Consider the following 24615-nt stretch of genomic DNA (forward strand, 5'->3'; position numbering starts at 1 on the left):
TGCATTTGTGGTGATGGGTCCCTGCGTTCGCAGGGACGACACTGAATGTGTTGCGCGGGCGGCGGGCCGCAGCGCTGCGTTCTCACGGCATCTTTATCCGGGCTTCCATCTCGCCGCGCGTTCGCCTGGCTGACCGGATAACGATCACCGGGTCATGCCCGGAGGCCCGGGCATGACCCACGGAAGCGTTACTCGCTGCCGACTTCGCCGGTGATGATGTTGCCGAACAGCGTCCAGCTTTCGCCTTCGAACCGCATCAGCTGCGACTGCTCGATCGGACGGAAGTCGGTCACGCTGGTGTTGATCCTGATCCCGGGCAGGATCATCTTCGGCGCAAAGTCCTTCAGGCTGGCGGCCTGCTTCATCACGTTCTCGCGCGTCAGGTCGTCGCCGCATTGCTTGAGCACTTGCGCGAGCGTTTGCGCAGCGGCGTAGCCATAGACGTGATTGCCGTTGGTCTTGTCGCCGTCGGGCATGTACTTGTCCATGAACGTCCGCCACTCCTTGGTCTCGGCGTCATCGGCCCAGATTTTGTCGGTCGGGTCCTTCAGATAGGCGACCGAGATGATGCCTTGCGAATGCTCGACGCCGGCGGCGCGCATGACAGAGGCGACCGATGTCGCGGTCGAGGTCAGGAAGAAGGTCGGCTTCCAGCCGAGCTCGGCGACCTTCTTGATGGTCTGCGCCGCGCCTTTCGGCGCCGCCCAGGTGAACAGGATGTCGGCGCCCGAGGCGCGCAGCGCCACGATCTGCGAATCCAACGTCGGATCGGTGAGTTCATAAGATTTGTCGGCGACGATCATGCTGCTCGCCTTGTCGCCGAGGCCGTCGCGCAATCCCTTCAGCGCGTCCTTGCCGGCATCGTCGTTCTGCCAGAGCACCGCGATCTTGCCGTTCGGCAAGTTGTCCAGGATGTACTTGGCGTAGATGCGGCCCTCGCTCTGGTAGTTCGGTTGCCAGCCCATGGTCCAGGGAAAGTTCTTCGGATCACCGAACCGCGTCGCGCCCGATGCGATGAAGAGGTGGGGGACCTTCTTGGCGTTGAGATATTTCTGGATCGCGACATTGGGCGCGGTGCCGAGCGGCTGGAACACCAGCAACACCTCGTCGCCCTCGACCAGCTTGCGCGCCTGCTCGACCGATTTCGGCGGCGAGAAACCGTCGTCATAGCTGATGAAGTCGACCTTGCGTCCGTTGATGCCGCCCTGGTCGTTGATCATCTTGAAATAGGCTGCCTCGGTGCGGCCGATCGCGCCGTAGGCGGACGCGGGGCCGCTATAGGGCATGATGTTGCCAATCTTGATCTCGGTATCCGAGACCCCGGGGCCGTAGTTCTTCTGCGCCAGCGCGGGCGACAGCGCGCCGATCATGGCCGCGACTGCCACGCACGCGCGAAGACGAATTCCCTCCAACATCCCTCATTCACTCCCTGATTTTTCGCTGATCGCCTTGTTGCGTCCGCGGGCCCGATGGCCGGCGCGTTGACGCCCGGCGACAATTATCGTATGCGCTTCCAGTCTGGAAACGTTTCCAGGCTAGCGCGTGTTCCCACAGATGGCAATATTCCCGCGGCCGGAGAGATGTGACAAATGAGCAGACTGGAGCAGACCAGCCCGGACCACGGCGCGAGGCCGCCATTGGTCGCCGAATGCGATGCCGTCGTGGTCGGAGCCGGCTTCGGCGGGCTGTATGCGATCTACCGGCTGCGCGAGCTCGGGCTGAAGGTGATCGGCATCGAGGCGGCGTCCGACGTCGGCGGCACCTGGTACTGGAACCGCTATCCCGGCGCGCGCTGCGACATACCGAGCCTGTTCTATTCCTACACCTGGTCGGAGGAGCTGCGGCAGGAATGGCGCTGGAGCGAGAAATACGCCGCCCAGCCGGAGATCCTGCGCTATGCGCAGTGCGTCGCCGACCGGTTCGAACTGCGCTCGTTGATCCGCTTCGACACCCGCGTGACCAGCGCCGACTGGGACGAGGCCGGCGAGAGCTGGACCGTGCGCACCGATCGCGGCGATTGCATCGTCGCGTCGATTTGCGTGATGGCGACCGGCAATCTCTCGATGCCGAACAAGCCGACCTTGCCTGGGCTGGAGCGCTTTCGCGGGCCGGTCTATCACACCGGGCAGTGGCCGCATGAGGAGATCGATTTTTCCGGCTTGCGCGTTGCCGTGATCGGCACCGGCTCATCGGGCGTGCAGACCATCCCGATGGTTGCGAAGGCGGCGAGCCGCTTGACCGTGTTCCAGCGCACGCCGAACTACTCGGTGCCGGCGCGGAATGCGCCGCTGTCCGACGCCGATATCGCGGCCGCCGAGCCGTTGATCGCCAGATATCGCGAGAGCCTCGAGACGCCGGAGTTCGGGCGCGTGCCCGCGAATGCATTCGAGGCGTCAGTGCCTGATCGCGACGTGCAATGGGCGCGCTACGAACAGCTCTGGGAGCAGGGTGGCGGCGGCATCCTGACCGCGTTCCCCAATATCCTGACCGATGCGGCGGTCAACGACGTCGCCTGCGACTTCGTGCGCGACAAGATCCGCGGCATCGTCAACGATGCGGCGACGGCGGAAGCGCTGTCGCCGAAGGACTATCCGCTCGGCGTCAAGCGCATCTGCATCGATACCGGCTATTTCGCGACCTACAACCTGCCGCATGTCGAGCTCGTCGACCTGCGCGCCGAGCCGCTCACGGCGGTCACCGAGACCGGCCTCGAGACCGCGACGCGGTCGTTCGAGCTCGACGCGCTGGTGCTGGCGACCGGCTATGACGCGATGACCGGCGCGCTTGCCGCGATGCAAATCCGCGGCCGCGACGGCACGAGCTTGCAAGAGGCTTGGGCCGATGGACCCAGCGCCTATCTAGGCCTGATGGTGTCGGGCTTTCCGAACCTGTTCGTCGTGACCGGCCCGGGCAGCCCATCAGTTATTGGTAACGTGATCCACGCCTGCGAGAACCATGTCGAGTGGATCGCAGCGTGCCTCGGCAGCATGCGCGCCAAGGGACAGACGCGGATCGAGCCGGAACGAGAGGCCGAGCGGGCCTGGATGGTGCATGTCGCGGATGCTGCCAGCCGCACGCTCTATCCGAAGGCCAATTCCTGGTACCAGGGCGCCAACATCGCGGGCAAGCCGCGGGTTTTCATGCCCTATGTCGGCCAGGGCTATCGCCACCGCATCGCGCAGATCGCGCAGCGCGGTTACGAGGGATTTGTGCTGAGCTGAAGCCGGAATCTCCATCATTGCGACCGGTTGGCTCGCGATAACAATAAAATTGGAACCGTTTCCAGGTTGGACGAGTTGGAGGACTGAAGATGGACATCAAGCGCGCAGGAACGGTCCCGAGCCGCCGCGGTAACGCCGAATGGTTCACCGGCACCGTCTGGGCTGACTCGATCGTCAACGCACCGGCGCCGCGCGGGTGCAGGCCGCGCGGGTCACGTTCGAGCCGGGGGCACGCACGGCCTGGCACACCCATCCGCTCGGCCAGACGCTCTACGTCACGGCCGGTGTGGGATATGTGCAGAGCTGGGACGGCCCGATCCGCTTGATCCGTCCAGGCGACGTGGTGTGGATTCCGCCGGGTGAGAAGCACTGGCACGGCGCCGCGCCGACCACCGGCATGAGTCACATTGCGATCCACGAAGCGCTCGCCGGCGACTACGCGACCTGGATGGAGCATGTCTCCGACGCGCAATACGCGGCGCGCCGCAGGCGGATTGATCTTCGCCGCGCTACTTTCGTCCCCGCGCAGGCTCGCCGGCGCGGCGCAGGAATGGCGCAGGATGAGGCGCGTCGGCAGGAACACCGGTTCGCTGCTGCCAGCGGCCTTGTCGCTGTCGCGGATCCGCTCCAGAAGCAGCCGCGCGGCGGTGCGGCCGACCTCGTTCATGTCCCAGCTCAGCGCCGAGATCGCCGGCGTCGCATGGCGGGCGAGGTCGGTGTCGCCGCTGCACACCAGCGAGACGTCCTGCGGATAGTGCAGGCCGTTGCTGGTGATCGCCTCCAGCACCTCGGCCAGCATGCTGGTGCCGAGCGAGATGATCGCGGTCGGCGGCTTTGCCGATTGCAGGAGCTGGCACACCGAGCTGAAGGCGGTGTTGGCGCCCTGCATATGCGGGCGGATCAGCGTGGGGTCGACCTCGATCTTCACCTCCTGGTGCGCCTGCCGGTAGCCCGCGAGCCGCTCCGTGCTCGGCAGCACCGCGGCGCTTCCGGTGAGCAGCGCGATCCGGCGATGGCCGAGGCCGATCAGATAACGCGTCGCCTCCAGCGCGCCGCCGCGGTGATCGACACGAACCGGGACGCTGCCCGGCACCTCGCGGTCCACGGTCACGCAGGGCAGGTCGAGCGTCGCCAGCCCCTTCATGAAGTCCTTGTGGGAATTGTCGCCGGCGAACAGCAGCAATCCATCCATCTGGCGGCGGCGCACCGCCGAAAGGAACGCGGCCTCGCGCGCCTCCTCGTGCTTGGTGGCGGCCAGCATCAGGAGGAAGCCGGCGCGCTGGAACTCCTCTTCCGCCGCGCTCACCATGCCGGTGTAGTGCGGGTTGGAGAAATCGGCGACCATGCAGCCGATCGTGTTGGAGGCGCGCGAGCGCAGCGCCTGCGCCGCCTGGTCCGGCTCGAAGCCGAGACGCTTCACCGCGCGCATGATGCGAGCATGCAGTTCCGCGCTGGTATAGATGCCGCCATTGAGCGTGCGGCTGACGCTTGAGACCGACACGCCGGCCTCGGCCGCGACGTCACGAATCGTCGGTCGTGTCCGTCGCGCCTTTGTCATTCGTGGTTGAGCCCTGTCGGTTCGGCAATGCCGTCGCCCGGCGCGCCGGTTGCGGCGTGCAGCGGACGGCACAAAGCGAACCTAATCAGGCTCCGCCGTGAATCTCAAATGATTCTTGGGCTAGCGCCGTGAGGCGCTCAGGAACAGCGGCCGGAAGATGTCCAGGAATCCGGTCGCGGCCGGCGTCAGCGGGCGGTTCTTCAGCCGCAGGATCCCGATCTTGCGGACCAGCGGCGGCGAGACCAGCCGCTTGACGACCACGCCGCGCGGGGCGCGTGGCGGCAATGCCGAGGCCGGAACGATCGAGATGCCGACATTGGCCGCAACGAAGTCGTAGAGCGTGCCGAACTGCTCGACGACGGTGCTGTGCTTGAGCACGATGCCGCTCGCGGTTGCTACGCTGTCGATCTGCTGCCGCAGGCCAGAGCCGGTCGGAAGCGAGACGAACGCTTCGTTGCGCAGTTCGCGGAGGCTCAGCGTGTTGCTGTTTCGCAGCGGATGGCGCGAAGGCAGGATCGCGAAGCAGGACTCCTGCACCACGTCGTCACCGACCACCTCCTGGCCGAGCGCGGTGACGTTGCCGACGCCAAAGTCGGCAAAGCCGCTGCGCACGTCTTCATAGACCTGGCTGCCGAGGCCCTCGCGCAGGTGAATTTCGACGCCCGGATGCGCCTTCCTGTATTTCAGCACGGCCTCCGGCACCACGTGGTGGGTGAGTGACAGCAGGCACGAGATGATCAGGCGTCCCTTGATCTGCTCGCCCAGCGCGCGGGCGTTGTCGACCTGGGTGCCGAGATCTGCGAGCAGGCGCTGGATCGACGCCGTGAACTCGCGGCCCGGTGCGGTCAGGATGACGTTGCGCGTCGATCTGAGGAACAGCGAGACGCCGAGCTGCCGTTCGAGTTGAAGCACGAGGCGGCTCACCGCCGACTGCGTCATGCCGAGGTCGGCGGCGGCCGCGGTGAAGCTGCCGTACACCGCGACCGAGTTGGCGGCACGAAGATGTTTGAGGCTGACCTCGAACCGGCGTGGGCGTCGATCGCGCATCAATTCATTCCTTTTTCGCATCAATAATCCAGATTGAAAAATATTTGACCTATATGCCCGCCGCGTCAACGATGAAGACGACGACGGAGCGGCGAGCGGGAAGGGAATTGCGGATGATGGCGAGCGCGATGACGACGAGGCAAGGCGCGCTGCACGGTGTCCGCGTTCTCGATCTGACGCGGTTCTATTCGGGTCCGTTCGCGACCTTGATGCTGGCGGGCTTCGGCGCCGAGGTCATCCGCATCGACACCCCGGAGCAGGGCGATCCCGCCATGACCGGCCCGCCGTTCCTCGGCAAGGACGGCGTTGCGCTCGACCGCAAGCACGACAGTGATCTCGGCCTCGCTTATCTGAAGCGCTGCCGCGACAAGAAGTCGATCACGCTGAACATGCGCACGGCAGAGGGCATGGAGCTGTTCCATGCGCTGCTGCGCAAGTCGGACATCCTGGTCGAGAATCTGCGACCCGGCGCTGCCGAGCGGCTCGGGGTCGACTACGAGGCGAACCGCCAGGTCAATCCTTCCATCGTGCATTGCGCTCTGACCGGCTATGGCTCGACCGGCGCCGACCGGCGTCTCAAGGCCTACGACCTGATGATCCAGGCGGCCGCCGGATTGATGTCGATCACCGGTGCGCCGGATGGCGGTCCCAGCAAGGCCGGCACTGCGCTCGCCGACGGCATTACCGGCGCCTTTGCCGTCTCCGGCATCCTCGCCGCGCTGACCGAACAGCGCATCTCGGGACGCGGCCAGTTCGTCGACGTCGCGATGGCCGACTGCCTGCTGTCGCTGGTGCTCGACGAGCCCCTGGATTGCTATCCGCAGATGGGGATGGCGCCGCGGCAGGGCAATCGCATCATGCGGTTCTCGCCGTTCAATACCTATGCCACGCGCGACGGCGCGATCGCGCTCGGCGCCGCCACCAACGAGGACTGGCTGGCCCTATTGGGTGTGATGGACCGGCTGGACCTCGCTGCAGATGCGAAGTTCATGAACACCGGCTGGCGCGTTGCCAACAACGCGGTCATCGACGCGGTCGTCACCGAATGGACGCTGGGCCGCACCACGGCCGAGGCGATCGAGGCGCTCAATCGCGGCGATGTCGCCGCGAGCCCGATCCGTGGCATCGACGACATCCTCGCCTGGGAGCATCTCGGAGCGCGCGACATGCTGCAGACGGTCGAGCATCCGACCGAGCCGCTGGAGCAGCGTGTCATCGGCGCCGGGTTCCCGATCAAGATGGGGCGGACGCACAAGGGATATACCGCACCGGCGCCGACGCTCGGGCAGAACAACCAGGAGATCTATGGCGGGCTGCTCGGCCTCTCCGGCGAGAGGATCGACGATTTGAAGTCAAGACGGATCATCTGAAAGCAAAGAGGCCGGCACATGCATGCCGTCCCAAACGGGGAGCGTCGAGGATAGTCATGGCGAGGAAACGAACAATCACAGCTGCGGCGATCGCGTTGCTGGTCGGCAGCGCGATGGCGACGCCGGTTCGGGTGGAGGATGTGCAGCCGGTCAGGATCGGAGTGCTCACCGACATGTCGGGGATGTATCGCGACATCATGGGACCGGGCTCGGTGCTCGCAGCGAAGATGGCGGTCGAGGACTTCGGCGGCAAGGTGCTGGACCGTCCGATCGAGGTGATCTCCGGCGATCATCAGGCCAAGCCCGATGTCGGCGCGGCGATCGCCCGCAACTGGTTCGACAATAACGGCGCCGACGTCATCGTCGATGTCGCGCAATCCGCCGTGGCGCTCGCGGTGCAGGAACTGGCACGGGCGCGTAACAAGATCGTCATCCATGGCGTGACCGGAAGTCCCGCCATCACCCAGCAGGCCTGCGCGGCGACCGCATTCTCATGGGCGCTCAATGCCTACGCGATTTCGGCGCCGCTGCCGAAGCCGCTGATCGAGCGCGGGCTCGATACGTTCTTCTTTCTGTCGGCCGACTATTCCTTCGGCAAGGCGATGGAGGATGCCGCGGCGGGCGCGATCAAAGCGGCGGGAGGCAAGGTGCTGGGCTCGGTGCGCTTCCCGCAGAACAATCCCGACTTCAGCTCGTTCCTGCTGCAGGCAGTGGCGTCGAAAGCCAAGGTGATCTGGCTGATCTCCGCCGCCGAGGACACCACCAACGCGCTGAAGCAGGCCAAGGAGTTCGGCATCGCCGAGGGAGGCCAGCACATCGTGGTGCCGCTGACCTACATCACCAATGTGCACGCGCTCGGGATCGCCAACGTGCAGGGGCTGACCTTCGCGACGCCGTTCTACTGGGACCGCACCGACAAGACGCGGGCCTGGTCGGAGCGCTTCTTCAGGCAGCATCACGCGATGCCGACCATGGACCAGGCCGCGGTCTACTCGGGAACGCTGCACTATCTCCGGGCGGTCGCGGCAGCGAGGACCCTGGACGGCCTGAAGGTCGCCGACGAGATCCGCAAGCTGCCGGTCAACGACATGTATGTCGAGAACGGTTCGGTGCGCGCCGACGGCTGGTTGATGCATCCGTTCTACATGGCGAGCATCAAGGCCCCCGGCGAGGTCAGGAAGCCCTGGGACTACTACACCATCGAGAAGGTCATTCCGGCTTCCGAAGCGGCGCAGCCGTTGTCGGAGAGCCAGTGCCCGCTCGTCGCTCAATCGCAATGACATCGACAAAGGAGAGACAATGTCCCGCGAAGTTCTCAAGATGTATTCGGACTACAAGAGCCCCTATGCCTGGCTGGCATTCGATCCGGTGTTCGAGCTCGAGAAGAGGTTCGACATCAAGGTGCAGTGGCGGCCGTTCCAGCTCCGCATCAAGGGCTCCGGCCAGCGCAGCGTCTATTCGGAATACAAGGTCAAGTATTCCTACATGGATGCGCGGCGGACCGCGAACGAGCGCGGCGACAAGAAGATCATCCGCGGTCCGCTGAAGATCTTCGACACCGCGCCGGCGCTGATCGGAGGGCTGTTCGCGGAGAAGCAGGGACGGCTGATCGAATACAGCCGCCTGGTCTATGAGCTGTTCTTCCGCCGCGAGCTTGCGGTCGACGAGGTCGATGCGGTCGAGCGCTTCATCGAATCGCTCGGGATGTCCGGCGCCGAGTTCCGAGCTTTCTTCGAGGGCGACGGCCGGCGCGAATATGAGGAGGCGCAGCAGGAGAGCCAGGGCGATCACATCTTCGGCGTGCCGATCTGCGTGTTCCGCGGCGAGCAGTTCTGGGGCAACGACCGGGTGCCGATGCTCGAGCGGCGGCTGCTGGAAGCCGGCCTGTCGCTGTCGCGCGAAAAGCAGCTGGCCTGAGCCGTGCCGGAGGCTCCGATGATCGACCTTCATTTCGCGCCGACGCCGAATGGCTGGAAGATCTCGATCATGCTCGAGGAATGCGGTCTGCCTTACACCGTCGTTCCCGTCAACATCACGCGCGGCGACCAGTTCAGGCCGGAATTCCGAAAGCTCAATCCCAACGGCCGGATCCCTGTCATCGTCGACGGGGATCCGCCCGGCGGAGGCGAGCCGCTGACGATCTTCGAGTCGGGCGCGATATTGCTCTACCTTGCGGAAAAGACCGGCCGGTTCTCTCCACGCGACCTGCGTGGCCGCTATTGCGTGCAGCAATGGTTGATATGGCAGATGAGTGCGCTCGGGCCGATGCTCGGCCAGAACGGACATTTCTCGCTCTATGCGCCGGACAGGATTCCTTATGCCGTCGAGCGCTATGGCAACGAGGCGCGTCGTCTCTACGGCGTGCTTAACGATCGGCTGGGCGAGAACGCCTATGTCGCAGGTGACGACTATTCGATCGCCGACATCGCCTGCTTTCCCTGGGTGATGACCCACAAGGCGCAGGGTTTCCAGCTCGACGACTTCCCGCACATCAAGCGCTGGTTCACTGAGCTGCGCATGCGGCCGCTGCTCCAGAAGGGTCTGGCGGTCGGCCGGCGCGCGGTGCGCAAGACGCTGGACGGTGAGGCGCGCAGCAATCTGTTCGGAACGAGGCCGGCGAGCGGAGACACGCCCGCCGGAGCTCTGCAATCACAACAACCGGATCATTGAGATGACCTTGCCTCCAAAAATGCTGACCGGCTATCGCGTGCTCGATATCACCCAGTTCGTCGCAGGCCCGACCTGCACGCGTCTATTGGCCGAGGCCGGCGCCGACGTGATCAAGATCGAGCTCGCGCCATTCGGCGACCGGTCGCGCTTCCAGGGGCTCAAGCCGCGCGATCCCGCCTACAAGAACACCTCGCAGAGCACGTATTTCTTCCAGCAGAACCATTCGAAGCGCAGCCTCGCGCTCGACTTCAAGCATGAGAAGAGCCGCCAGATCCTGACCCGGCTCGCGGCCAAGGCCGACGTTCTGGTGGAGAACTTCACGCCCGGCGTGATGGAGCGCGCCGGACTTGGCTACGAGACGCTCAAGAAAATCAATCCGCGGCTGATCATGTGCTCGATCTCGTTTGCGGGGCAGACCGGTCCGCTGAGCGACAAGCCCGGCTTCGACTACATTGCGCAGGCCTTCGCCGGCATCACCGGCGTGATCGGCGATCCCGACGGGAAGCCGGCGCAGGTGCCGGTCGCGATCGGAGACGCTTCGACCGGCGTCGCCGCGGCGATGGCCGTCGGCTTTGCGCTGCTTCACCGCGAGCGCACCGGAGAAGGGCAGTTCATCGAATCGACGCTGCTCGACACGTATTTTCACATGCACGAGGCTAACGTGCCGAAGGTCTCGCTGCGCGGCGACAGTTTCGTGCCGCAGCGGGAGGGCTCGCTGCACCCGAATGGCGGTCCGGTCGGGGTGTTCGATTGCGGCCGGGGGGAGTTTCTCGTGATCTGCGCGCTGGCGCATCAATGGCCGCAAATGGTCCGCGCGTTGGGGCGGCCGGAGCTCGAGAACGATCCGCGGTTCGCGTCCGCGCGCGCCCGCGCCGACAACAGGGTGCTGGTGGGCGAGATCGTCGAAGCCTGGCTCAAGAGCTTCCCGTCGCGCGAGGCCGCGATCGCAGCATTGGAGCAGGAGCGGATTCCCTGCGCGCCGGTGCTGACGCTGAATGACGCCATGGCCCAGCCGCATCTGATCGAGCGCGGCACGGTCCGCCATGTCAGCGATCCCAGGATCGGCCAATTTGCGATTCCCGGTGCGCCGATGCGCTTCTCGGAATGGCCGCAACGCAGTGAGCTGACGGCCGACCTGCTGGGCGAGCACAATGAGGAGATCCTGGGCGAACTCGGACTGTCCGGGCAGGAGATCGACCAGCTCTATGCGGAGAAGGTGCTGGTGCAGGACAGGGAGTTGCGGGCCGGCAGGCCGCTCAGGCAGACGGGCTGAGCCGTGCCACGATCAGACCTGCGGCGGTTACGCCGACGCGGGCCGATCGAAATAGGCGAACGCGGCGCTGGTCAGGCCGCCGAGCAGGGACCAGAACACCAGGCTGGTCAGGGTGACGGCGACCACGAACTGATGCGACAAGGACGAGGGCACGTTGCTCTCGACATGCTCGAGCTCGGGCGCGCCGATCAGATGCGGCAGCATGATCAGGACCACGCCGGCGATCGCGGCCGGCATCGAGCGGCGAAACACGATCAGCCCGAGGCCGGCTGCTGTCGCCAGCACCGCGATCGTCCACCAGATCTGACGCGAGAGCAGCGGAGCGGTGGGCACACCCGGCAATTCAGGCGGCAGCCCAAGGCCGGGGGCGATGGTGAAGACGGCAAAGCCGGCGAGCCCCCACATCAGTCCTTCGTGCCAGGAGATCGGCTCGCCGGTGGCGCCGCTGCGAACCGAAAAGAAGCCACAGAGCAGAAGCGCAAAGCCGACCGCGGTCAGGATGTTCGCGCCCGCCGTGTAGAGATTGCGCTCCAGCCCGTCCTTCGGCTCCCAGGCCTGTGCGCCATGATCATGATCGGCGTGATCGTGGACGAGGATGGCGTGCGGCGGCGCCGAGGCTTCGTGCTTGTGCTCCGCCGCCTTCTCATAGACCTCGGCCCTGAGGATCAGGGGAACGGTGCCGAACTGCTGGACCGCGGTGACGATCAGGCCGACGATGAATCCCGCGATGACCGACGAGAAGACGATCGAGCGAAACGTATTCATGCCGACGTGGTCAGTGGCAGGGGAATGCGTTGGAGTGGCGCACATCGTGCGCGGCGTTGTGGATCACGTCGATGTGCGAGAAGCCGACCACGCCGACGATGAACAGGCCGAGCGTCATCGCCATCAGGGACTGGGCAAGCCGGCCGACCTGTCGGGTGGCAACCGGCAGATGCTGGGCTTGCGCGGTCTGGGACTGGCTCATCATCGTTCTCCACATTCGATTTGGTCGGCTTCTAGCAGCTTTCGGGCGATGTCGCGACTGGTAAGATGCAGATTTGTTCCAACGGGGATGCCCTTGCGCAGGATCTTGGCGCGGGCCGCGGCCCTGAGCGAGTCTGCATGACGCTCGAAATAGCTGAGGCAGGCCTCGGGCACCGGCTCCGCGCCAAGCAGCGTCCGAAACGCCCCCCGATGCACCGCGCAGATCGCGCCGTGCTCCGGGACGGGAAACACCAGGGAGGCGATGTCGGCGCGCCACTGGGCGGCGCTTTTCGCGGCGCCGCTGCCGGTCGGAGATTCGTCAGCGCCGGATGGTGAATTCACCGGGACCTCGCCGCGATTCCCACCTGGCCTGCTCGAGCTCCGGACGGTCACATTCTGCCTGAGGGTAGCCGATGCAGAGGTAGCCGATAAACTTCCAGCCGTCCGGTACCTCCAGGATCTCACGAACCCGGCCCGGATTGAGGATCGATACCCAGCCGAGTCCAATGCCTTCAGCACGTGCGGCAAGCCACATCGAGCAGATCGCGGCCACCACGGAATATTCTGACGTCTCCGGCATCGTTGCGCGGCCGAGGCCGGCGCCGATCTGGTCGCTCTTCTCGGCGAACACGGCGAGGTGGCCCGGCGCCTCTTCGAGGCCCGATAGCTTCAATGCTGCATATTTTGCAGCACGCTCGCCGGAATAGGAGCGCAGTGCATCGGCGTTGCAGGCCTTGAAGTCATCGATGACTGCGCGGCGCCGTTCGGCGTCGTCGACGATCACAAAACGCCAGGGCTGGCTCAACCCGACCGAAGGCGACAGGCAGGCGATCTCGATCAGACGTTCGATCGCGCCGTCAGGCAGCGGGTCGGTCCTGAAGCGCCGCACATCGCGTCGCCACACGAAGAGCTCATGCAGTTGCTGACGGAATGTGTCGTCGAATGAGATCATCGCGGGGCCTTGATACGCTCGATAGCGGACATCATTTGAGCTTCATCGGCAAGCCTGCCACGACGAATTCCACTTCCTCAGCCAGACCTGCGATCGTCTGGTTCATCAGGCCGGCCGCGTCGCGAAAAGTCCGCGCCAGCGCGTTGTCGGGCACGATGCCGAGGCCGACCTCGTTGGTGACCAGGATGACCGGGCTGTGCTGGCGCGGCAGCGCTTCCGCAAGGCGCGTCACTTCCTGCGACCAGTCGCGCTCCGCATGCAGCAGGTTGGACAGCCAGAGCGTCAGGCAATCGACCAGCCTTGCGCCGCCGCCGTCGGTCTCGGTCAATGCCGCGACGAGATCGAGCGGCACCTCGCGCTCGATCCAGTCGTTGCCGCGCCGCGCGCGATGCCTGGCGATCCGCTCATCCATTTCAGCATCCAGCGCCTCGGCGGTGGCAATATACACCGGCTGGCCCGGAAGCGAGCGCGCGCGAAGTTCGGCGCGCCGGCTTTTGCCGGACCGGGCTCCGCCCGTGATCAGAATGACCGCCATCTCATCTCCTGCGCGACCGGTATCCGCGTCGCTCGAAACGCTCTAACCACCAATCGCGATGAAAGACAAAGCCGAAATCCACCCGCGGAGGGCTTGCGCTCGCCCAATGTCTTGCGCATCAGGGGGATCGCGGCGAGGAGAGGGTTAAGTGGGATTTGCGGGAGCGATGGCAGTGGCGATGGCTGTGGACGCCTTGATCGGCTGGCCGGCGTGGCTGTTTGCCCGCATCGGTCATCCCGTGACCTGGCTCGGCCGGTTGATCCATCTGCTCGATACCAGCTGGAACCGGGCCTCCGATCGGCCGGGGCTGCGCCGCGCCGCCGGCCTTGCGACGGCCGTGCTGGTGATTGCGCTGGCGACGGCGCTGGGCTGGGCCGTTCAGTCCCTGCTCGCATCCGGGTGGGTGCATGTCGTTGTCGTGGGCGTCCTGGCCTGGCCGCTGGTGGCGCTGCGCTCGCTGCATGACCATGTCGCCGCGGTGGCCCATCCACTCGCATCCGGCGACATCGCGGCCGCGCGTTCAGCGGTTGCGCAGATCGTTGGGCGCGATCCGGCCACGCTCGACGACGCCGGCATCGCGCGCGCGACCATCGAGAGCCTTGCCGAGAATGCATCCGACGGCATCGTGGCGCCGGTGTTCTGGGGCGCGCTGTTCGGCCTGCCGGGAATCCTCGGCTACAAGGCGATCAACACGCTGGACTCGATGATCGGCCATCGCACCGAGCGGCACGAAGCCTTCGGCTGGGCCGCCGCGCGGATCGATGATCTCGCCAACCTCATTCCGGCGCGGCTGACCGGCCTCCTGTTCGTGCTGCTCGCGCCAAACCGCGCGCAGGCGTGGTCATGCATGTTGCGCGATGCGCGACGGCATCGCTCACCGAATGCCGGATGGCCGGAAGCGGCGATGGCCGGCGCACTCGGGGTGCGGCTCAGCGGGCCGCGTATCTATCACGGCAGCATCGCGGACGAGCCCTGGCTGAACGAGGCGGCGCGCGATCCGGCCGCCGCTGATGTCCTCACCGGGCTGAAACTGTATCGTTACGCCATGATACTGCTGGCCGCGGCGTTCGTGGCCCTGGCGCTGGCGTGAAGGAGCGGTGGATGCGTGAGCATGGCGGAAATCTCGATGTCGCCCAGCAACGCTTCGGCGGCGCCGCGGAAGACTGGATTGATCTGTCGACCGGGATCAATCGGGCGCCGTATCCTGACGTCGGCGTGGAGCCGCGGCAATGGAGCGCGTTGCCGTCGCGATCAGAGATCGAATCCCTTCACGCGGCTGCGCGGCAGCCTACGGCACCGACGCGCCGATCGTGGCGATCGGCGGCGCACAGGCCGCCATTCAGTTGCTGCCGAGCCTGGTTTCGCGCGGGCAAGCGCGCATTCTTGCGCCGACCTACAATGAGTATGCCGGCGTGCTGTCGGCGGCGGGCTGGGACGTTACTGAAGTGTCCGAGCTCGCAGCGCTCGCGGGCGCGGATATTGCCGTCGTCGTCAATCCGAACAATCCGGATGGGCAACGCCATGATCGGCACGAGCTGCTGGCACTGTTGCCGCGCGTCGGCCGGCTCGTCATCGACGAGAGTTTTGCGGACGCCGTATCCGGCATCTCGCTTGCGCCAGACGCAGGACGCGCCGGTCTCCTGATCCTGCGCTCTTTCGGCAAGTTCTACGGGCTCGCCGGCTTGCGGCTCGGCTTCGCTGTCGGCAACGAGCACGACATCGCCACGCTTGCGGCGACGACAGGCCCATGGCCGGTCTCCGGGGCGGCGATTGCGATCGGACGGCGGGCCCTGCTCGATCGCGACTGGGCGAGGGCGACGATCGCGCGTTTGGCGGACGACTGCGTCAGGCTCGACGCAGCGGCGCAATCGCGCGGCTGGACGCCGGTCGGCGGCACGCCGCTATTCCGGCTCTACGAGACCGGCGATGCGCTCGCCGCGCAGGAGATGCTTGCCCGCGGCCAGATCTGGTCGCGCGTCTTCCAGCAGAAGCCGGGATGGCTGCGCCTCGGTCTGCCCGGCAATGAGATTGAATGGACCCGCGTCTCGGCCGCCTTGTCGCGCTGATTTCTTGACGCGTTTTCTTCACGCGAACCGGTGTCCACTTCGCTCGAAAACGCTTTAGCGTGCCAGCGCGAGCAGGCCTGCGACATCGAGATGGGTCTCGATGTGCTCGGCAAGCGCGTCGAGCGCGCTCTCGACCCTGGCGCCGTACGGCTGATCCGCCGCTGGAATATCGAGCTGCGCAAGGAATGCCTTGCGGAATTCGTCTGACGTGAACAGGCCGTGCAGATAGCTGCCGTGAACCCGCCCGTCGCCGGAAATGGCACCTTCAGCGACGCCGTCGAGCCGTGCAAAAGGCCGGGCGCGATCCGGACCGTCGGTGCGGCCGATATGGATCTCGTAGGCGCTGATCGGCTGACCGGTCGCAGCGTGCACGGCGCTGACGCGGGTCAGCGTCTTCTGCTCGGTCATGGTGGTGGTGACATCGAGCAGGCCGAGGCCGCGCGTCTCGCCGGCGGGGCCTTCGATCCCGTCGGGATCGGTGACGCTCTGCCCAAGCATCTGGTATCCGCCGCACAGGCCGAGGACATGGCCGCCGCGGCGATGATGCGCCACGAGATCGATATCCCAGCCCTGCGCGCGCAGGAAGGCGAGGTCGCCGCGGGTCGATTTCGAGCCGGGCAGGATGACGAGCCTGGCATCACCGGGGATGGCTTCACCGGGACGCACCATCACGAGATCGACACCGGGTTCGAGCTTGAGCGGATCGAGATCGTCGAAATTGGCGATCCGTGATAGTGCCAGAAACGCGATCTTGCACCGGCCGGGCTTGCGGGCGTCGGCGAGCCCGAGTGCGTCTTCGGCAGGTAACTCGCCGGCGCGAGCGAACCAGGGCAGCACGCCGAAGCCGCGCCAGGCGGTGCGGGCTTCGATCAGGCGGTAGCCGTCGTCGAACAGCGAGGGATCACCGCGGAACTTGTTGATGACGAAGCCGTGGACCATTGCGGCATCGTCGGGATCGACCACCGTCTTGATGCCGACGAGCTGCGCGATCACGCCGCCGCGGTCGATGTCGCCGACCAGCACCACGGGCACGTCAGCCCTGCGCGCGAAGCCCATATTGGCGATGTCGGACCTCCGCAGGTTGACCTCGGCGGGACTGCCGGCGCCTTCGACCAGCACGAGGTCGGCACGCGCCTTCAGCCGCTCGAAACTCTCCAGCACTGCGCCCATCAGCTGTGGCTTCATGCCGGCATATTCGCGCGCGCGGGCGGTGGCGATCCGCTTGCCCTGCACGATGACCTGGGCGCCGACATCGGTTTCGGGTTTCAGCAACACCGGGTTCATGTCGGTGTGGGGCTCGACGCCGGCGGCCAGCGCCTGCAAGGCCTGCGCGCGTCCGATCTCGCCGCCGTCGACGGTCACGGCGGCATTGTTCGACATGTTCTGCGGCTTGAACGGCAGCACGCGCAGGCCGCGCCGTGTGACGGCGCGCGCAAGGCCGGCGACGATGAGCGACTTGCCCACGTCCGAGCCGGCTCCCTGGATCATCAATGCGCGCGCCATGGCCTCGGGCTCTTAGAACTCGACGCCCGGCTGGGCCTTGATGCCGGAGCGGAACGGATGCTTCACCAGTGTCATCTCGGTGACGAGGTCGGCGATCTCGATCAACTCGTCCTTGGCGTTGCGACCGGTGAGCACGACATGCGTCATCGGCGGCTTGGACGTGGTCAGGAAGTCGACGACGTCGGCGATCGCGAGATAGTCGTAGCGAAGCGCGATGTTGATCTCGTCGAGCACCACCATGCGCAGGTTCTCGTCTGCGATCAGCTGCTTGGCCTTTTCCCAGCCGGCTTGCGCCGCCGCGATGTCGCGGGCGCGATCCTGCGTCTCCCAGGTAAAGCCTTCCCCCATCGCGTGGAATTGACAGAGATCGCCGAAATGCCCGGTGAGCAGGCGGCGCTCGCCGGTATCCCAGGCCCCCTTGATGAACTGCACCACGCGCAGGGAAAGCCGTGCGCCACGCAGCGCATGATCATGCCGAAGGCGGAGGACGATTTTCCTTTGCCGGCGCCGGTATGAACGATGATCAGGCCTTTTTCGCCGCTCTTGGTCGCCATGATGCGATCCCTGGCAGCCTTCTTTTTCGCCATCTTGTCGGCGTGGCGCGCGTCCAGCGATGGGTCGGTGCCGACGGCGCCGTCCTCAGCGTCGTTTCCATCAGAAATCATCACGTTCCTTCGGCTTGACAAGTGCGAGGCTTGGACGAATGGTGGGCCCGCGTTGGTTCCTGTCCTACGACAGGCGAACAGGGAATGCGATAGGGCTGAGACCGCAAGGTCGGCCTGAAACGCAGCCGCCCCCGCGACCGTGACCGGAGAGATGCCCAAGCCACTGATTCCGTAAGGAGTCGGGAAGGTAGGCATCAAAGGAGAAATCCTACTCCGCAAGCCGGGAGACCTGCCAGCGCAGCATGTTGTGAGACCGGCGGACGGGGTGTTCCGCGACGGGGAACGGACCGATGCAAGATCGGTTCGTGTGCCTCATCGCTTCCCGCTGTCAATCCAGGAAGGCCGATGAGCGTTACTCTTCATGTCTGTATCACCTGTCGTGCCGGCCAAACGCTGGCGGAAGGTGAAGTCGCGCCCGGTGCACGCCTGCATGCCGCGCTTGTCGAGGCCGGCGTGCCCGACGATGTCAATCTGGTTCCCGTCGAATGCCTGTCGGCTTGCAGCCAGGGCTGCTCGGTTGCGCTCAGCGCGCCCGGCCGGTGGTCCTATGTCTACGGGCGCCTGTCCGAAGCCAATGCCAGGGATGTGATCGCCGGTGCCTCCGCCTACGCGTCGGCGCCCGACGGCATCGTGCCGTGGCGCAGCCGCCCGGAAATCTTCCGCAAGCAATCGCTTGCCCGCATTCCACCTCTTCCCGTCGTGCCGGAGGCCGCAGAATGACTACACTCGCCAAGGTTCCGGTCACCGTCGTGACCGGCTTTCTCGGGTCCGGCAAGACGACCCTGATCCAGCACCTGATCCGCAATGCCAACGGCAAGAAGCTTGCGGTGCTGGTGAACGAATTCGGCAGCGAAGGCGTCGACGGCGACATCCTGAAATCCTGCGCCGATGCCAATTGCCCGACCGAGAACATCGTCGAGCTCGCCAATGGCTGCATCTGCTGCACCGTCGCCGACGATTTCATCCCGGCGATGGAGCAGTTGCTGGCGCGCCCGGTGAAGCCCGATCACATCGTGATCGAGACATCGGGCCTCGCGCTGCCGAAGCCGCTGCTCAAGGCGTTCGACTGGCCGGAAATCCGCTCGCGGATCACCGTCGACGGCGTGATCGCGCTGGCCGATGCAGAGGCCGTTGCCGCCGGCCGCTTTGCGCCGGATCCGGCTGCGGTGGATGCGCAGCGTGCTGCCGACGACAATCTCGACCACGAGACGCCGCTGTCCGAAGTGTTCGAAGACCAGATCGCCTGTGCCGACATCGTGCTGCTGACCAAGGCCGATCTTGCCGGATCGGAAGGTATCAGCGCGGCCAAGGCAGCGATCGCGGCTGAGATGCCGCGCGAGGTGCCGATGTTGCCCGTCGTCGACGGCGCCATCGACGCGCGCGTGATCCTCGGGCTTGGCGCCGCGGCCGAAAACGACCTCGCGTCGCGTCCCTCTCATCACGACGGCGAAGAAGAGCACGAACACGACGACTTCAATTCGGTAGTGATCGATCTTCCGGAGATTGTCGACATTGACGCGCTGGTCGCCTCGATCAAGGGGCTGGCGCGCGAGCAGAACGTGCTGCGCGCCAAGGGCTATATTGCGGTCGAAGGCAAGCCGATGCGGTTGCTGGTGCAGTCGGTCGGCGAGCGGGTGCGGCATCAGTTCGACATGCCCTGGGGCGTGCGGACGCGACAGTCCAAGCTCGTCGTGATCGGCGAACACGGTGATATCGATGAAGCCGCCATCAGGGCCCGGCTTGGTGTCTGATGCACGTCATCTTCCGCGAGAGCCGCGGCCTTGAGGAGACCGCGACACCAAGAGACCTCGGCCAGGATCCGGCCGATCTCGTGGTGTTGTCGTTTTCCGACAGCGATCTCGCGGCGTTCGCGGCCGGCTGGCGGCGCGGCCGCGCCACGTTGCCGTCGCTGCGGCTCGCCAATCTCGCGGAGCTGCGCCATCCGCTGTCGGTCGATACCTACATCGAGCGGACGCTATCGCACGCGCGCGGCATCCTGGTGCGGCTGATCGGCGGCGAGCCCTATTGGTCCTACGGGCTTGCCGCGGTGCATCGGCTGGCCAAGGAGCGCGGCATCGCCCTGGTGGTGCTGCCGGCGGATGGCCGCGATGATCTGCGGCTGGATGAGTTTTCGACGCTGCCGGTCTCGACGCTGCGCCGTCTGAAGGTGCTGTGCGACAAGGGCGGCCCGGTGGCCGCGCAGGCCGTGATTGCACAACTGGCGCTGGCGTCCGGACTCTATGCCGGGCCTGTGGTCGGCGAGATCGATCTGCCCGAGATCGGCGTCTACGATTCCCGACTTGGCGCCGTCGCATCGCTGCCGGCACCGGATGGCCGTGCGCGGGTGCTGGTGACCTTCTATCGCTCGTATCTGGCGGCCGGCGACACCGCGCCGGTCGACGCATTGATCGATGCGTTGCGCGCGAAGGGTTTTGATGCCCACGGTGTCTTCGTCACCTCGTTGAAGGCGGCAGGCGTCGCCGGCTGGCTGCGCGCGCAGTTCGCACCATGTCCCCCGGCCGCCATCGTCAACGCGACCGCGTTCTCCGCGGCCGCTGACGACGGCACGACGCCGTTCGATGCCGTGTCGTGCCCGGTGTTCCAGGTTGGCCTGTCCACCGCGCGGCGCGAGGATTGGGCTCTGTCGCTGCGTGGTCTCTCGCCCGGCGATCTCGCCATGCATGTGGTGTTGCCGGAAGTCGATGGCCGCCTCTTCGCCGGCGTCGTGAGCTTTAAGTCAGCAGGCGAGCGCGATCCCGATCTGCAATTCGCGCATCTTGCGCATCGGCCGGACGCTGAGCGCGTCGCGGCGACTGCCGCACGGGTCGCAGCCTGGCACCGGCTTGCCGGCAAGCCGGCGCAGGACAAGCAGCTTGCGCTGGTGCTCTCGAACTATCCTGGCCGCCCGCACCAGATCGCGCATGCCGTCGGCCTTGATGCGCTTGCTTCGGTGGAGACGTTGCTTGCCGATCTCGCGGCTGCAGGCTTTGCTCTCGCGCCGGCAGAGTCGCTGGGCGACGCGCTCTTGTGCCGGAAACTGGCCTGGGGCGTGGCCGAGTATCGCGCGGCAATGGCCAGCATTCCGCAGCAGCTCCAGGACGATCTTGCGCGCACATGGGGCGCCCCGGAAAGCGATCCCGATTGCCGCGACGGTGCGTTTCATTTCGCGGCGATCCGGTGCGGCAAGTCGATCATTGCCGTTCAGCCGGAGCGCGGCGAGGCCGGTCATCGCGATGCCGATTATCACGACCTCTCGCGCACGCCGCGCCATGGCTATGTCGCGTTCTATCTGTGGCTCCGGCAGCAGGGCATCGATGCCGTCGTCCACATGGGCGCGCATGGAACGCTGGAATGGCTGCCCGGCAAGTCGGTTGCGCTGTCGTCGGCGTGCTGGCCGGAGGCATTGATCGGCGATCTGCCTGTGATCTATCCCTTCATCGTCAACGATCCCGGCGAGGCGGCGCAGGCCAAGCGCCGGATCGGTGCCGTGACGATCGGCCATCTGCCGCCGCCGCTGGCGCAGGCCGCCGTGCCGCAGGGCTTGCGCCGGCTTGAGCAGTTGCTTGATGAATACTCCACCGCGGACGGTCTCGATCCGGCGCGGCGGCAGCGCCTGATTGCTGCGATCCGCGAGGAAGCGCGCATTGCCGGGCTGGAGGACGATCTCGGTCTCGCGGCGTCAGTCTCCGCGGCCGAGGCCATTCCACAGATCGATCGTTTCGTCTGCGATCTCAAGGAAAGCCAGTTCGGCGACGGCCTGCACGTGTTCGGGCAGGGCGCTTGCGGCGATGCGGAGAAGGTCGCGTTGCGCGATGCGCTTGCCGGCCGGCGTGTTGCGCCGGGGCCGTCGGGCTCGCCCTATCGCGGGCGGAGCGACGTGCTGCCGACCGGACGCAACCTGTTTGCCGTCGATCCGCGCGCGGTGCCGACGCCGTCGGCGCATGCGCAGGGCGTGAAGCTCGCTGAGGAGCTGCTGCGCCGTCATTTGCAGGATCACGGCGACTGGCCGAAGGGGCTCGTCGTCGATCTCTGGGGCTCGTCGACGATGCGCACCGCGGGCGAGGACTTTGCGATGGCCCTGCACCTTGCCGGCATCGCGCCGCGCTGGGATCACGGGTCGGGCCGGGTGTCGGGCTACGACATCATCGCGCCGGCGGAGCTCGGCCGCCCGCGCATCGACGTGACACTGCGCGTGTCAGGCCTGTTCCGCGACGTGTTTTCGGGATTGGCCCAGCTGTTCGAAGCCGCGACGGAAGCATTGTCCGAACGCAGCGAGGAGGCGGACGAGAATCCCTACCGGCAGCGCATCGCACGGGTGTTCGGTCCTCGCCCCGGACATTATGGTGCCGGCATTGCGGCGGTCCCGGATGTCTTCACGCAGGAGGCTCGCGAGGCGGCCGGGGAGGCCTGGCTGTCGGCGTCATCCTGGGCCATTGCGTCCGACGGCGAGATCCACCCGGATCGCGCCGCCATCGAGGCGCGGCTCGCTGCCGCCGACAGTTTTGTCCATACCCAGGACTTGCCGGAGACCGATCTGCTGCTGGCGACGGACTATGCTGCGCACGAGGCCGGCATTGCTGCGGCGGCGCGCCGGCTCGGCACAACAGTCCCATCGCTCTATCACCTCGATGCGACGCGGCCGGATCAGCCGCACGCTCGCTCGTTGACCGAGGAGATTTCGCGGGTGGTGCGCGCGCGCGCCGCCAATCCGGCATGGATCGCCGGCATGATGCGGCATGGCTTCCGCGGTGCTGCCGAGATCACGGCGACGCTGGAACACATGGCGGCATTCGCGCACCTCGCCGGTGCGGTGCCGCCGCACCTGTTCGACCTCTATTACGACGCGACGCTCGGCAATGACGAGGTTCGCAGCTTCATGGCGCGCGAGAATCCGGCGGCGCTGGCTGCGATCGAAACCTGCTTCACCCGGTTGCACGAAGCTTCGCTGTGGCAAACGCGGCGCAACTCGATTGCGGCGGCGTTGCAGGAGGCCTCATGAGCGCGGTCGCGATCAAGGGCTGGTGTCCCGGTGCGCTGCGGCCGATGCAGTCGGGCGATGGCCTCGTGGTGCGCATTCGCCCGCGCGGCGGCCGGCTGGACGCAATGCAGGCGGCGCGGATCGCCGAGCTTGCTGCGCGATATGGCAACGGCCTGATTGACCTGACCAGCCGCGCCAATCTCCAGATCCGCGGCGTCAGCGAGGAAGGTTATCCGGCCTTGATCGATGGGCTCGCCGGGCTCGGCTTGCTTGACGCTGACCGGGACACAGAAGCGCGGCGCAACGTTCTGGTGACGCCGTTCTGGACCACCGAAGACGATACACGCTCGCTCGCGGCCGAGCTGGAACAAGCGCTCGCCGGCGCTTCGCTCGATCTTCCGACCAAGTTCGGCTTCGCAATCGATGACGGCAGCGAGCGGGTGCTGGCTGGCGCGTCGGCCGATATCAGGATCGAACGCGCTTGCAACGGAGGCTTGCTGGTGCGCGCCGATGGCGCACAAGTCGGGCTCAGTGTCACGCGGAGCGAGGCCGTGCAGGTCGCGCTGGCGCTGGCCGAATGGTTCATTGCTTCCGGCGGAGCCAGCGGTGAGAAGCGACGAATGGCGGCGCATCTGACCGCCGGTGCGAGCCTTCCCGAGCCGCTTCGGGGCGACGCCGCGCCGGTGGCTCGATCGGCAAACCCTGTTCCCGGTCTCACTCCGACCGGTGCGATGGTCGGCGTGGCTTTCGGGCAGATGCCGTACCAGACGCTCGGCCATCTCGCCACCTGCGCGCAGGCACTTCGCATGACGCCGTGGCGGATGATGTTGGCCGAAGGGATCCATGAAATGCCGCGTGGGGCGGACCTCGTCATTGATCCCGATGATCCGGCGCTCCGGGTGATCGCTTGCAGCGGCGCGCCGCGCTGCGGTGAGGCGCATGCCGATACGCGCGCATTGGCATCCGCGCTCGCCTCGTTTATCCCGGCCGGTGCCCGGCTTCACGTCTCCGGCTGCGCCAAGGGCTGCGCCCAGTCCGGCGCTGCCGATGTCACCCTCGTTGCGTCGCGCAAGGGTTTCGACCTGATCCGCCGCGGCACGACGCGGGATGCGCCGGTCGCGCGAGGACTGAGCAGCTCGTATCTCGTCGCAAATCCCTCGCTACTGTCGGGAGGCGATTGATGCCGCACGTCTATGAGACCGACGGCGCGGCGATCTATCGCCAGTCCTTTGCCACCATCCGGTCGGAGGCCGACCTTGCCCGCTTCACGCCGGACGAGGAGCCGGTGGTGGTGCGCATGATCCATGCCGCGGGCATGGTGGGCCTGGAAGCCCATATTCGCTTCACGCCCGGCATGGCCGCCCGCGCACGGGCAGCCTTGCAGGAGGGCGCGCCGATCCTCTGCGACGCGCGCATGGTGTCGGAGGGAATTACGCGCGCACGGCTGCCGACCCGCAATGAGGTGATCTGCACGCTCGGTGACGCCGCCGTTCCCGCGCTCGCGCAATCGATGCGCAACACGCGCTCGGCCGCTGCGCTGGAGCTGTGGCGGCCGCATCTGGCCGGCGCGATCGTCGCAATCGGCAACGCGCCGACGGCGCTGTTTCACCTGCTCAACATGCTGGAGGAGGCTGACTGCCCGAAGCCGGCGGCAATCATCGGCTGCCCGGTCGGCTTCGTCGGCGCCGCCGAGTCGAAGGCGGCATTGATCGCTGAGCCACCGGTACCGGCGCTGACCGTCGAGGGGCGTCTCGGCGGCTCGGCGATCACGGTTGCCGCCGTCAATGCGCTGGCGAGCCGGAGCGAATAGC

General features: G+C 66.3%; 20 protein-coding genes, 4 pseudogenes and 1 riboswitch. Of the genes and pseudogenes, 14 read left to right on the top strand and 10 right to left on the bottom strand.

The window, feature by feature from the left end; all coding sequences use genetic code 11:
- Nucleotides 1–188 precede the first annotated feature (188 nt).
- On the bottom strand, nt 189–1415 hold the full coding sequence (locus ALC15_RS14625) for an ABC transporter substrate-binding protein (RefSeq protein ID WP_050627829.1): 1227 nt from the start codon (nt 1413–1415) through the stop codon (nt 189–191).
- A 174-nt stretch (nt 1416–1589) separates the two neighbouring features.
- On the opposite strand from ALC15_RS14625, the gene ALC15_RS14630 reads away from it, so the two are divergent.
- Nucleotides 1590–3221 (top strand): flavin-containing monooxygenase, encoded by a 1632-nt coding sequence (locus tag ALC15_RS14630; RefSeq protein WP_050627830.1) that lies wholly within the window; start codon nt 1590–1592, stop codon nt 3219–3221.
- A gap of 89 nt (nt 3222–3310) precedes the next feature.
- A pseudogene (locus ALC15_RS41935) lies at nt 3311–3699 on the top strand ((R)-mandelonitrile lyase); the annotation flags it as partial.
- Between the two features lie 78 nt (nt 3700–3777).
- Here the strand turns inward: ALC15_RS41935 and ALC15_RS41940 are convergent.
- A pseudogene (locus tag ALC15_RS41940) lies at nt 3778–4779 on the bottom strand (LacI family DNA-binding transcriptional regulator); the annotation flags it as partial.
- 120 nt (nt 4780–4899) lie between these two features.
- Entirely contained in the window at nt 4900–5826 is a 927-nt protein-coding gene (locus ALC15_RS14640) for a LysR family transcriptional regulator (protein ID WP_050627832.1), read from the bottom strand.
- A 128-nt stretch (nt 5827–5954) separates the two neighbouring features.
- Between ALC15_RS14640 and ALC15_RS14645 the strand changes: the two genes are divergently transcribed.
- From ALC15_RS14645 to ALC15_RS14665, 5 genes are read left to right on the top strand one after another with little or no spacing between them, the layout of a single operon-like run.
- Nucleotides 5955–7196: a CaiB/BaiF CoA transferase family protein gene (locus tag ALC15_RS14645; protein WP_063781829.1), complete on the top strand. Its 1242-nt coding sequence runs from the start codon at nt 5955–5957 to the stop codon at nt 7194–7196.
- A gap of 56 nt (nt 7197–7252) precedes the next feature.
- Entirely contained in the window at nt 7253–8476 is a 1224-nt protein-coding gene (locus ALC15_RS14650) for an ABC transporter substrate-binding protein (RefSeq protein ID WP_050627834.1), read from the top strand.
- A gap of 19 nt (nt 8477–8495) precedes the next feature.
- A complete protein-coding gene (locus ALC15_RS14655) occupies nt 8496–9113 on the top strand; it encodes a DsbA family protein (RefSeq protein ID WP_050627835.1) in 618 nt (205 codons plus the stop codon).
- Nucleotides 9114–9131: 18 nt separating this feature from the next.
- On the top strand, nt 9132–9866 hold the full coding sequence (locus ALC15_RS14660; protein ID WP_050627938.1) for a glutathione S-transferase N-terminal domain-containing protein: 735 nt from the start codon (nt 9132–9134) through the stop codon (nt 9864–9866).
- Nucleotide 9867: 1 nt separating this feature from the next.
- Nucleotides 9868–11139: a CaiB/BaiF CoA transferase family protein gene (locus tag ALC15_RS14665; RefSeq protein WP_063781827.1), complete on the top strand. Its 1272-nt coding sequence runs from the start codon at nt 9868–9870 to the stop codon at nt 11137–11139.
- A 27-nt stretch (nt 11140–11166) separates the two neighbouring features.
- Here the strand turns inward: ALC15_RS14665 and ALC15_RS14670 are convergent, their stop codons facing one another.
- Genes ALC15_RS14670 through cobU form a run of 5 tightly spaced genes read right to left on the bottom strand, consistent with a single transcriptional unit; the run spans nt 11167 to nt 13592 of the window.
- Nucleotides 11167–11904 carry a CbtA family protein gene (locus ALC15_RS14670; RefSeq protein WP_050627837.1) on the bottom strand — a complete coding sequence of 246 codons (738 nt, stop codon included), beginning with the start codon at nt 11902–11904 and terminating at the stop codon, nt 11167–11169.
- A gap of 10 nt (nt 11905–11914) precedes the next feature.
- Entirely contained in the window at nt 11915–12109 is a 195-nt protein-coding gene (locus ALC15_RS14675; protein ID WP_035653420.1) for a CbtB domain-containing protein, read from the bottom strand.
- On the bottom strand, nt 12106–12447 hold the full coding sequence (locus tag ALC15_RS14680; RefSeq protein ID WP_050627838.1) for a DUF1488 family protein: 342 nt from the start codon (nt 12445–12447) through the stop codon (nt 12106–12108). Before ALC15_RS14680 ends, ALC15_RS14675 begins: the two co-directional genes overlap by 4 nt.
- Nucleotides 12425–13057, bottom strand: a complete 633-nt coding sequence (gene bluB, locus ALC15_RS14685; RefSeq protein ID WP_050627839.1) for a 5,6-dimethylbenzimidazole synthase — start codon at nt 13055–13057, stop codon at nt 12425–12427. Before bluB ends, ALC15_RS14680 begins: the two co-directional genes overlap by 23 nt.
- A gap of 31 nt (nt 13058–13088) precedes the next feature.
- A complete protein-coding gene (gene cobU, locus ALC15_RS14690; protein ID WP_050627840.1) occupies nt 13089–13592 on the bottom strand; it encodes a bifunctional adenosylcobinamide kinase/adenosylcobinamide-phosphate guanylyltransferase in 504 nt (167 codons plus the stop codon).
- Between the two features lie 166 nt (nt 13593–13758).
- On the opposite strand from cobU, the gene cbiB reads away from it, so the two are divergent.
- The gene (gene cbiB / locus ALC15_RS14695; protein WP_094193891.1) at nt 13759–14682 is read left to right on the top strand and encodes an adenosylcobinamide-phosphate synthase CbiB; all 924 of its coding nucleotides are present in this window, start codon (nt 13759–13761) and stop codon (nt 14680–14682) included.
- Nucleotides 14683–14693: 11 nt separating this feature from the next.
- A pseudogene (gene cobD, locus ALC15_RS14700) lies at nt 14694–15658 on the top strand (threonine-phosphate decarboxylase CobD).
- Nucleotides 15659–15712: 54 nt separating this feature from the next.
- Here the strand turns inward: cobD and ALC15_RS14705 are convergent.
- Nucleotides 15713–17161 carry a cobyric acid synthase gene (locus ALC15_RS14705; protein ID WP_050627842.1) on the bottom strand — a complete coding sequence of 483 codons (1449 nt, stop codon included), beginning with the start codon at nt 17159–17161 and terminating at the stop codon, nt 15713–15715.
- A 12-nt stretch (nt 17162–17173) separates the two neighbouring features.
- A pseudogene (gene cobO, locus ALC15_RS14710) lies at nt 17174–17826 on the bottom strand (cob(I)yrinic acid a,c-diamide adenosyltransferase).
- Between the two features lie 36 nt (nt 17827–17862).
- Nucleotides 17863–18077, top strand: a riboswitch (cobalamin riboswitch).
- A 94-nt stretch (nt 18078–18171) separates the two neighbouring features.
- Between cobO and ALC15_RS14715 the strand changes: the two are divergent.
- From ALC15_RS14715 to ALC15_RS14735, 5 genes are read left to right on the top strand one after another with little or no spacing between them, the layout of a single operon-like run.
- Nucleotides 18172–18546: a DUF1636 family protein gene (locus ALC15_RS14715; RefSeq protein WP_050627843.1), complete on the top strand. Its 375-nt coding sequence runs from the start codon at nt 18172–18174 to the stop codon at nt 18544–18546.
- Nucleotides 18543–19577, top strand: a complete 1035-nt coding sequence (gene cobW, locus ALC15_RS14720) for a cobalamin biosynthesis protein CobW (RefSeq protein WP_050627844.1) — start codon at nt 18543–18545, stop codon at nt 19575–19577. The genes ALC15_RS14715 and cobW overlap by 4 nt, the downstream gene beginning before the upstream one ends.
- Nucleotides 19577–22825 (top strand): cobaltochelatase subunit CobN, encoded by a 3249-nt coding sequence (gene cobN, locus ALC15_RS14725; RefSeq protein WP_050627845.1) that lies wholly within the window; start codon nt 19577–19579, stop codon nt 22823–22825. The genes cobW and cobN overlap by 1 nt, the downstream gene beginning before the upstream one ends.
- Nucleotides 22822–23985, top strand: a complete 1164-nt coding sequence (cobG, locus tag ALC15_RS14730) for a precorrin-3B synthase (RefSeq protein ID WP_050627846.1) — start codon at nt 22822–22824, stop codon at nt 23983–23985. The genes cobN and cobG overlap by 4 nt, the downstream gene beginning before the upstream one ends.
- Complete coding sequence (locus ALC15_RS14735; protein WP_050627847.1) at nt 23985–24614, top strand: precorrin-8X methylmutase; 630 nt, start codon at nt 23985–23987, stop codon at nt 24612–24614. Before cobG ends, ALC15_RS14735 begins: the two co-directional genes overlap by 1 nt.
- Nucleotide 24615: the final 1 nt, after the last annotated feature.

Source organism: Bradyrhizobium viridifuturi (genome assembly GCF_001238275.1).
In the GTDB taxonomy this organism is placed as follows: Bacteria; Pseudomonadota; Alphaproteobacteria; order Rhizobiales; family Xanthobacteraceae; genus Bradyrhizobium; species Bradyrhizobium viridifuturi.

Bases quoted from the DNA above. Each gene is read 5' to 3' on its own strand.
- ALC15_RS14660 (WP_050627938.1), top strand. From the start codon at position 9,132: ATGATCGACCTTCATTTCGCGCCGACGCCGAATGGCTGGAAGATCTCG.
- ALC15_RS14705 (WP_050627842.1), bottom strand. From the start codon at position 17,161: ATGGCGCGCGCATTGATGATCCAGGGAGCCGGCTCGGACGTGGGCAAG.
- ALC15_RS14675 (WP_035653420.1), bottom strand. From the start codon at position 12,109: ATGATGAGCCAGTCCCAGACCGCGCAAGCCCAGCATCTGCCGGTTGCC.
- bluB (WP_050627839.1), bottom strand. From the start codon at position 13,057: ATGATCTCATTCGACGACACATTCCGTCAGCAACTGCATGAGCTCTTC.
- ALC15_RS14655 (WP_050627835.1), top strand. From the start codon at position 8,496: ATGTCCCGCGAAGTTCTCAAGATGTATTCGGACTACAAGAGCCCCTAT.
- ALC15_RS14625 (WP_050627829.1), bottom strand. From the start codon at position 1,415: ATGTTGGAGGGAATTCGTCTTCGCGCGTGCGTGGCAGTCGCGGCCATG.
- ALC15_RS14665 (WP_063781827.1), top strand. From the start codon at position 9,868: ATGACCTTGCCTCCAAAAATGCTGACCGGCTATCGCGTGCTCGATATC.
- ALC15_RS14650 (WP_050627834.1), top strand. From the start codon at position 7,253: ATGGCGAGGAAACGAACAATCACAGCTGCGGCGATCGCGTTGCTGGTC.
- cobU (WP_050627840.1), bottom strand. From the start codon at position 13,592: ATGGCGGTCATTCTGATCACGGGCGGAGCCCGGTCCGGCAAAAGCCGG.
- ALC15_RS14645 (WP_063781829.1), top strand. From the start codon at position 5,955: ATGACGACGAGGCAAGGCGCGCTGCACGGTGTCCGCGTTCTCGATCTG.
- ALC15_RS14640 (WP_050627832.1), bottom strand. From the start codon at position 5,826: ATGCGCGATCGACGCCCACGCCGGTTCGAGGTCAGCCTCAAACATCTT.
- ALC15_RS14715 (WP_050627843.1), top strand. From the start codon at position 18,172: ATGAGCGTTACTCTTCATGTCTGTATCACCTGTCGTGCCGGCCAAACG.
- ALC15_RS14630 (WP_050627830.1), top strand. From the start codon at position 1,590: ATGAGCAGACTGGAGCAGACCAGCCCGGACCACGGCGCGAGGCCGCCA.
- ALC15_RS14670 (WP_050627837.1), bottom strand. From the start codon at position 11,904: ATGAATACGTTTCGCTCGATCGTCTTCTCGTCGGTCATCGCGGGATTC.
- ALC15_RS14735 (WP_050627847.1), top strand. From the start codon at position 23,985: ATGCCGCACGTCTATGAGACCGACGGCGCGGCGATCTATCGCCAGTCC.
- cobW (WP_050627844.1), top strand. From the start codon at position 18,543: ATGACTACACTCGCCAAGGTTCCGGTCACCGTCGTGACCGGCTTTCTC.
- cobN (WP_050627845.1), top strand. From the start codon at position 19,577: ATGCACGTCATCTTCCGCGAGAGCCGCGGCCTTGAGGAGACCGCGACA.
- cobG (WP_050627846.1), top strand. From the start codon at position 22,822: ATGAGCGCGGTCGCGATCAAGGGCTGGTGTCCCGGTGCGCTGCGGCCG.
- cbiB (WP_094193891.1), top strand. From the start codon at position 13,759: ATGGCAGTGGCGATGGCTGTGGACGCCTTGATCGGCTGGCCGGCGTGG.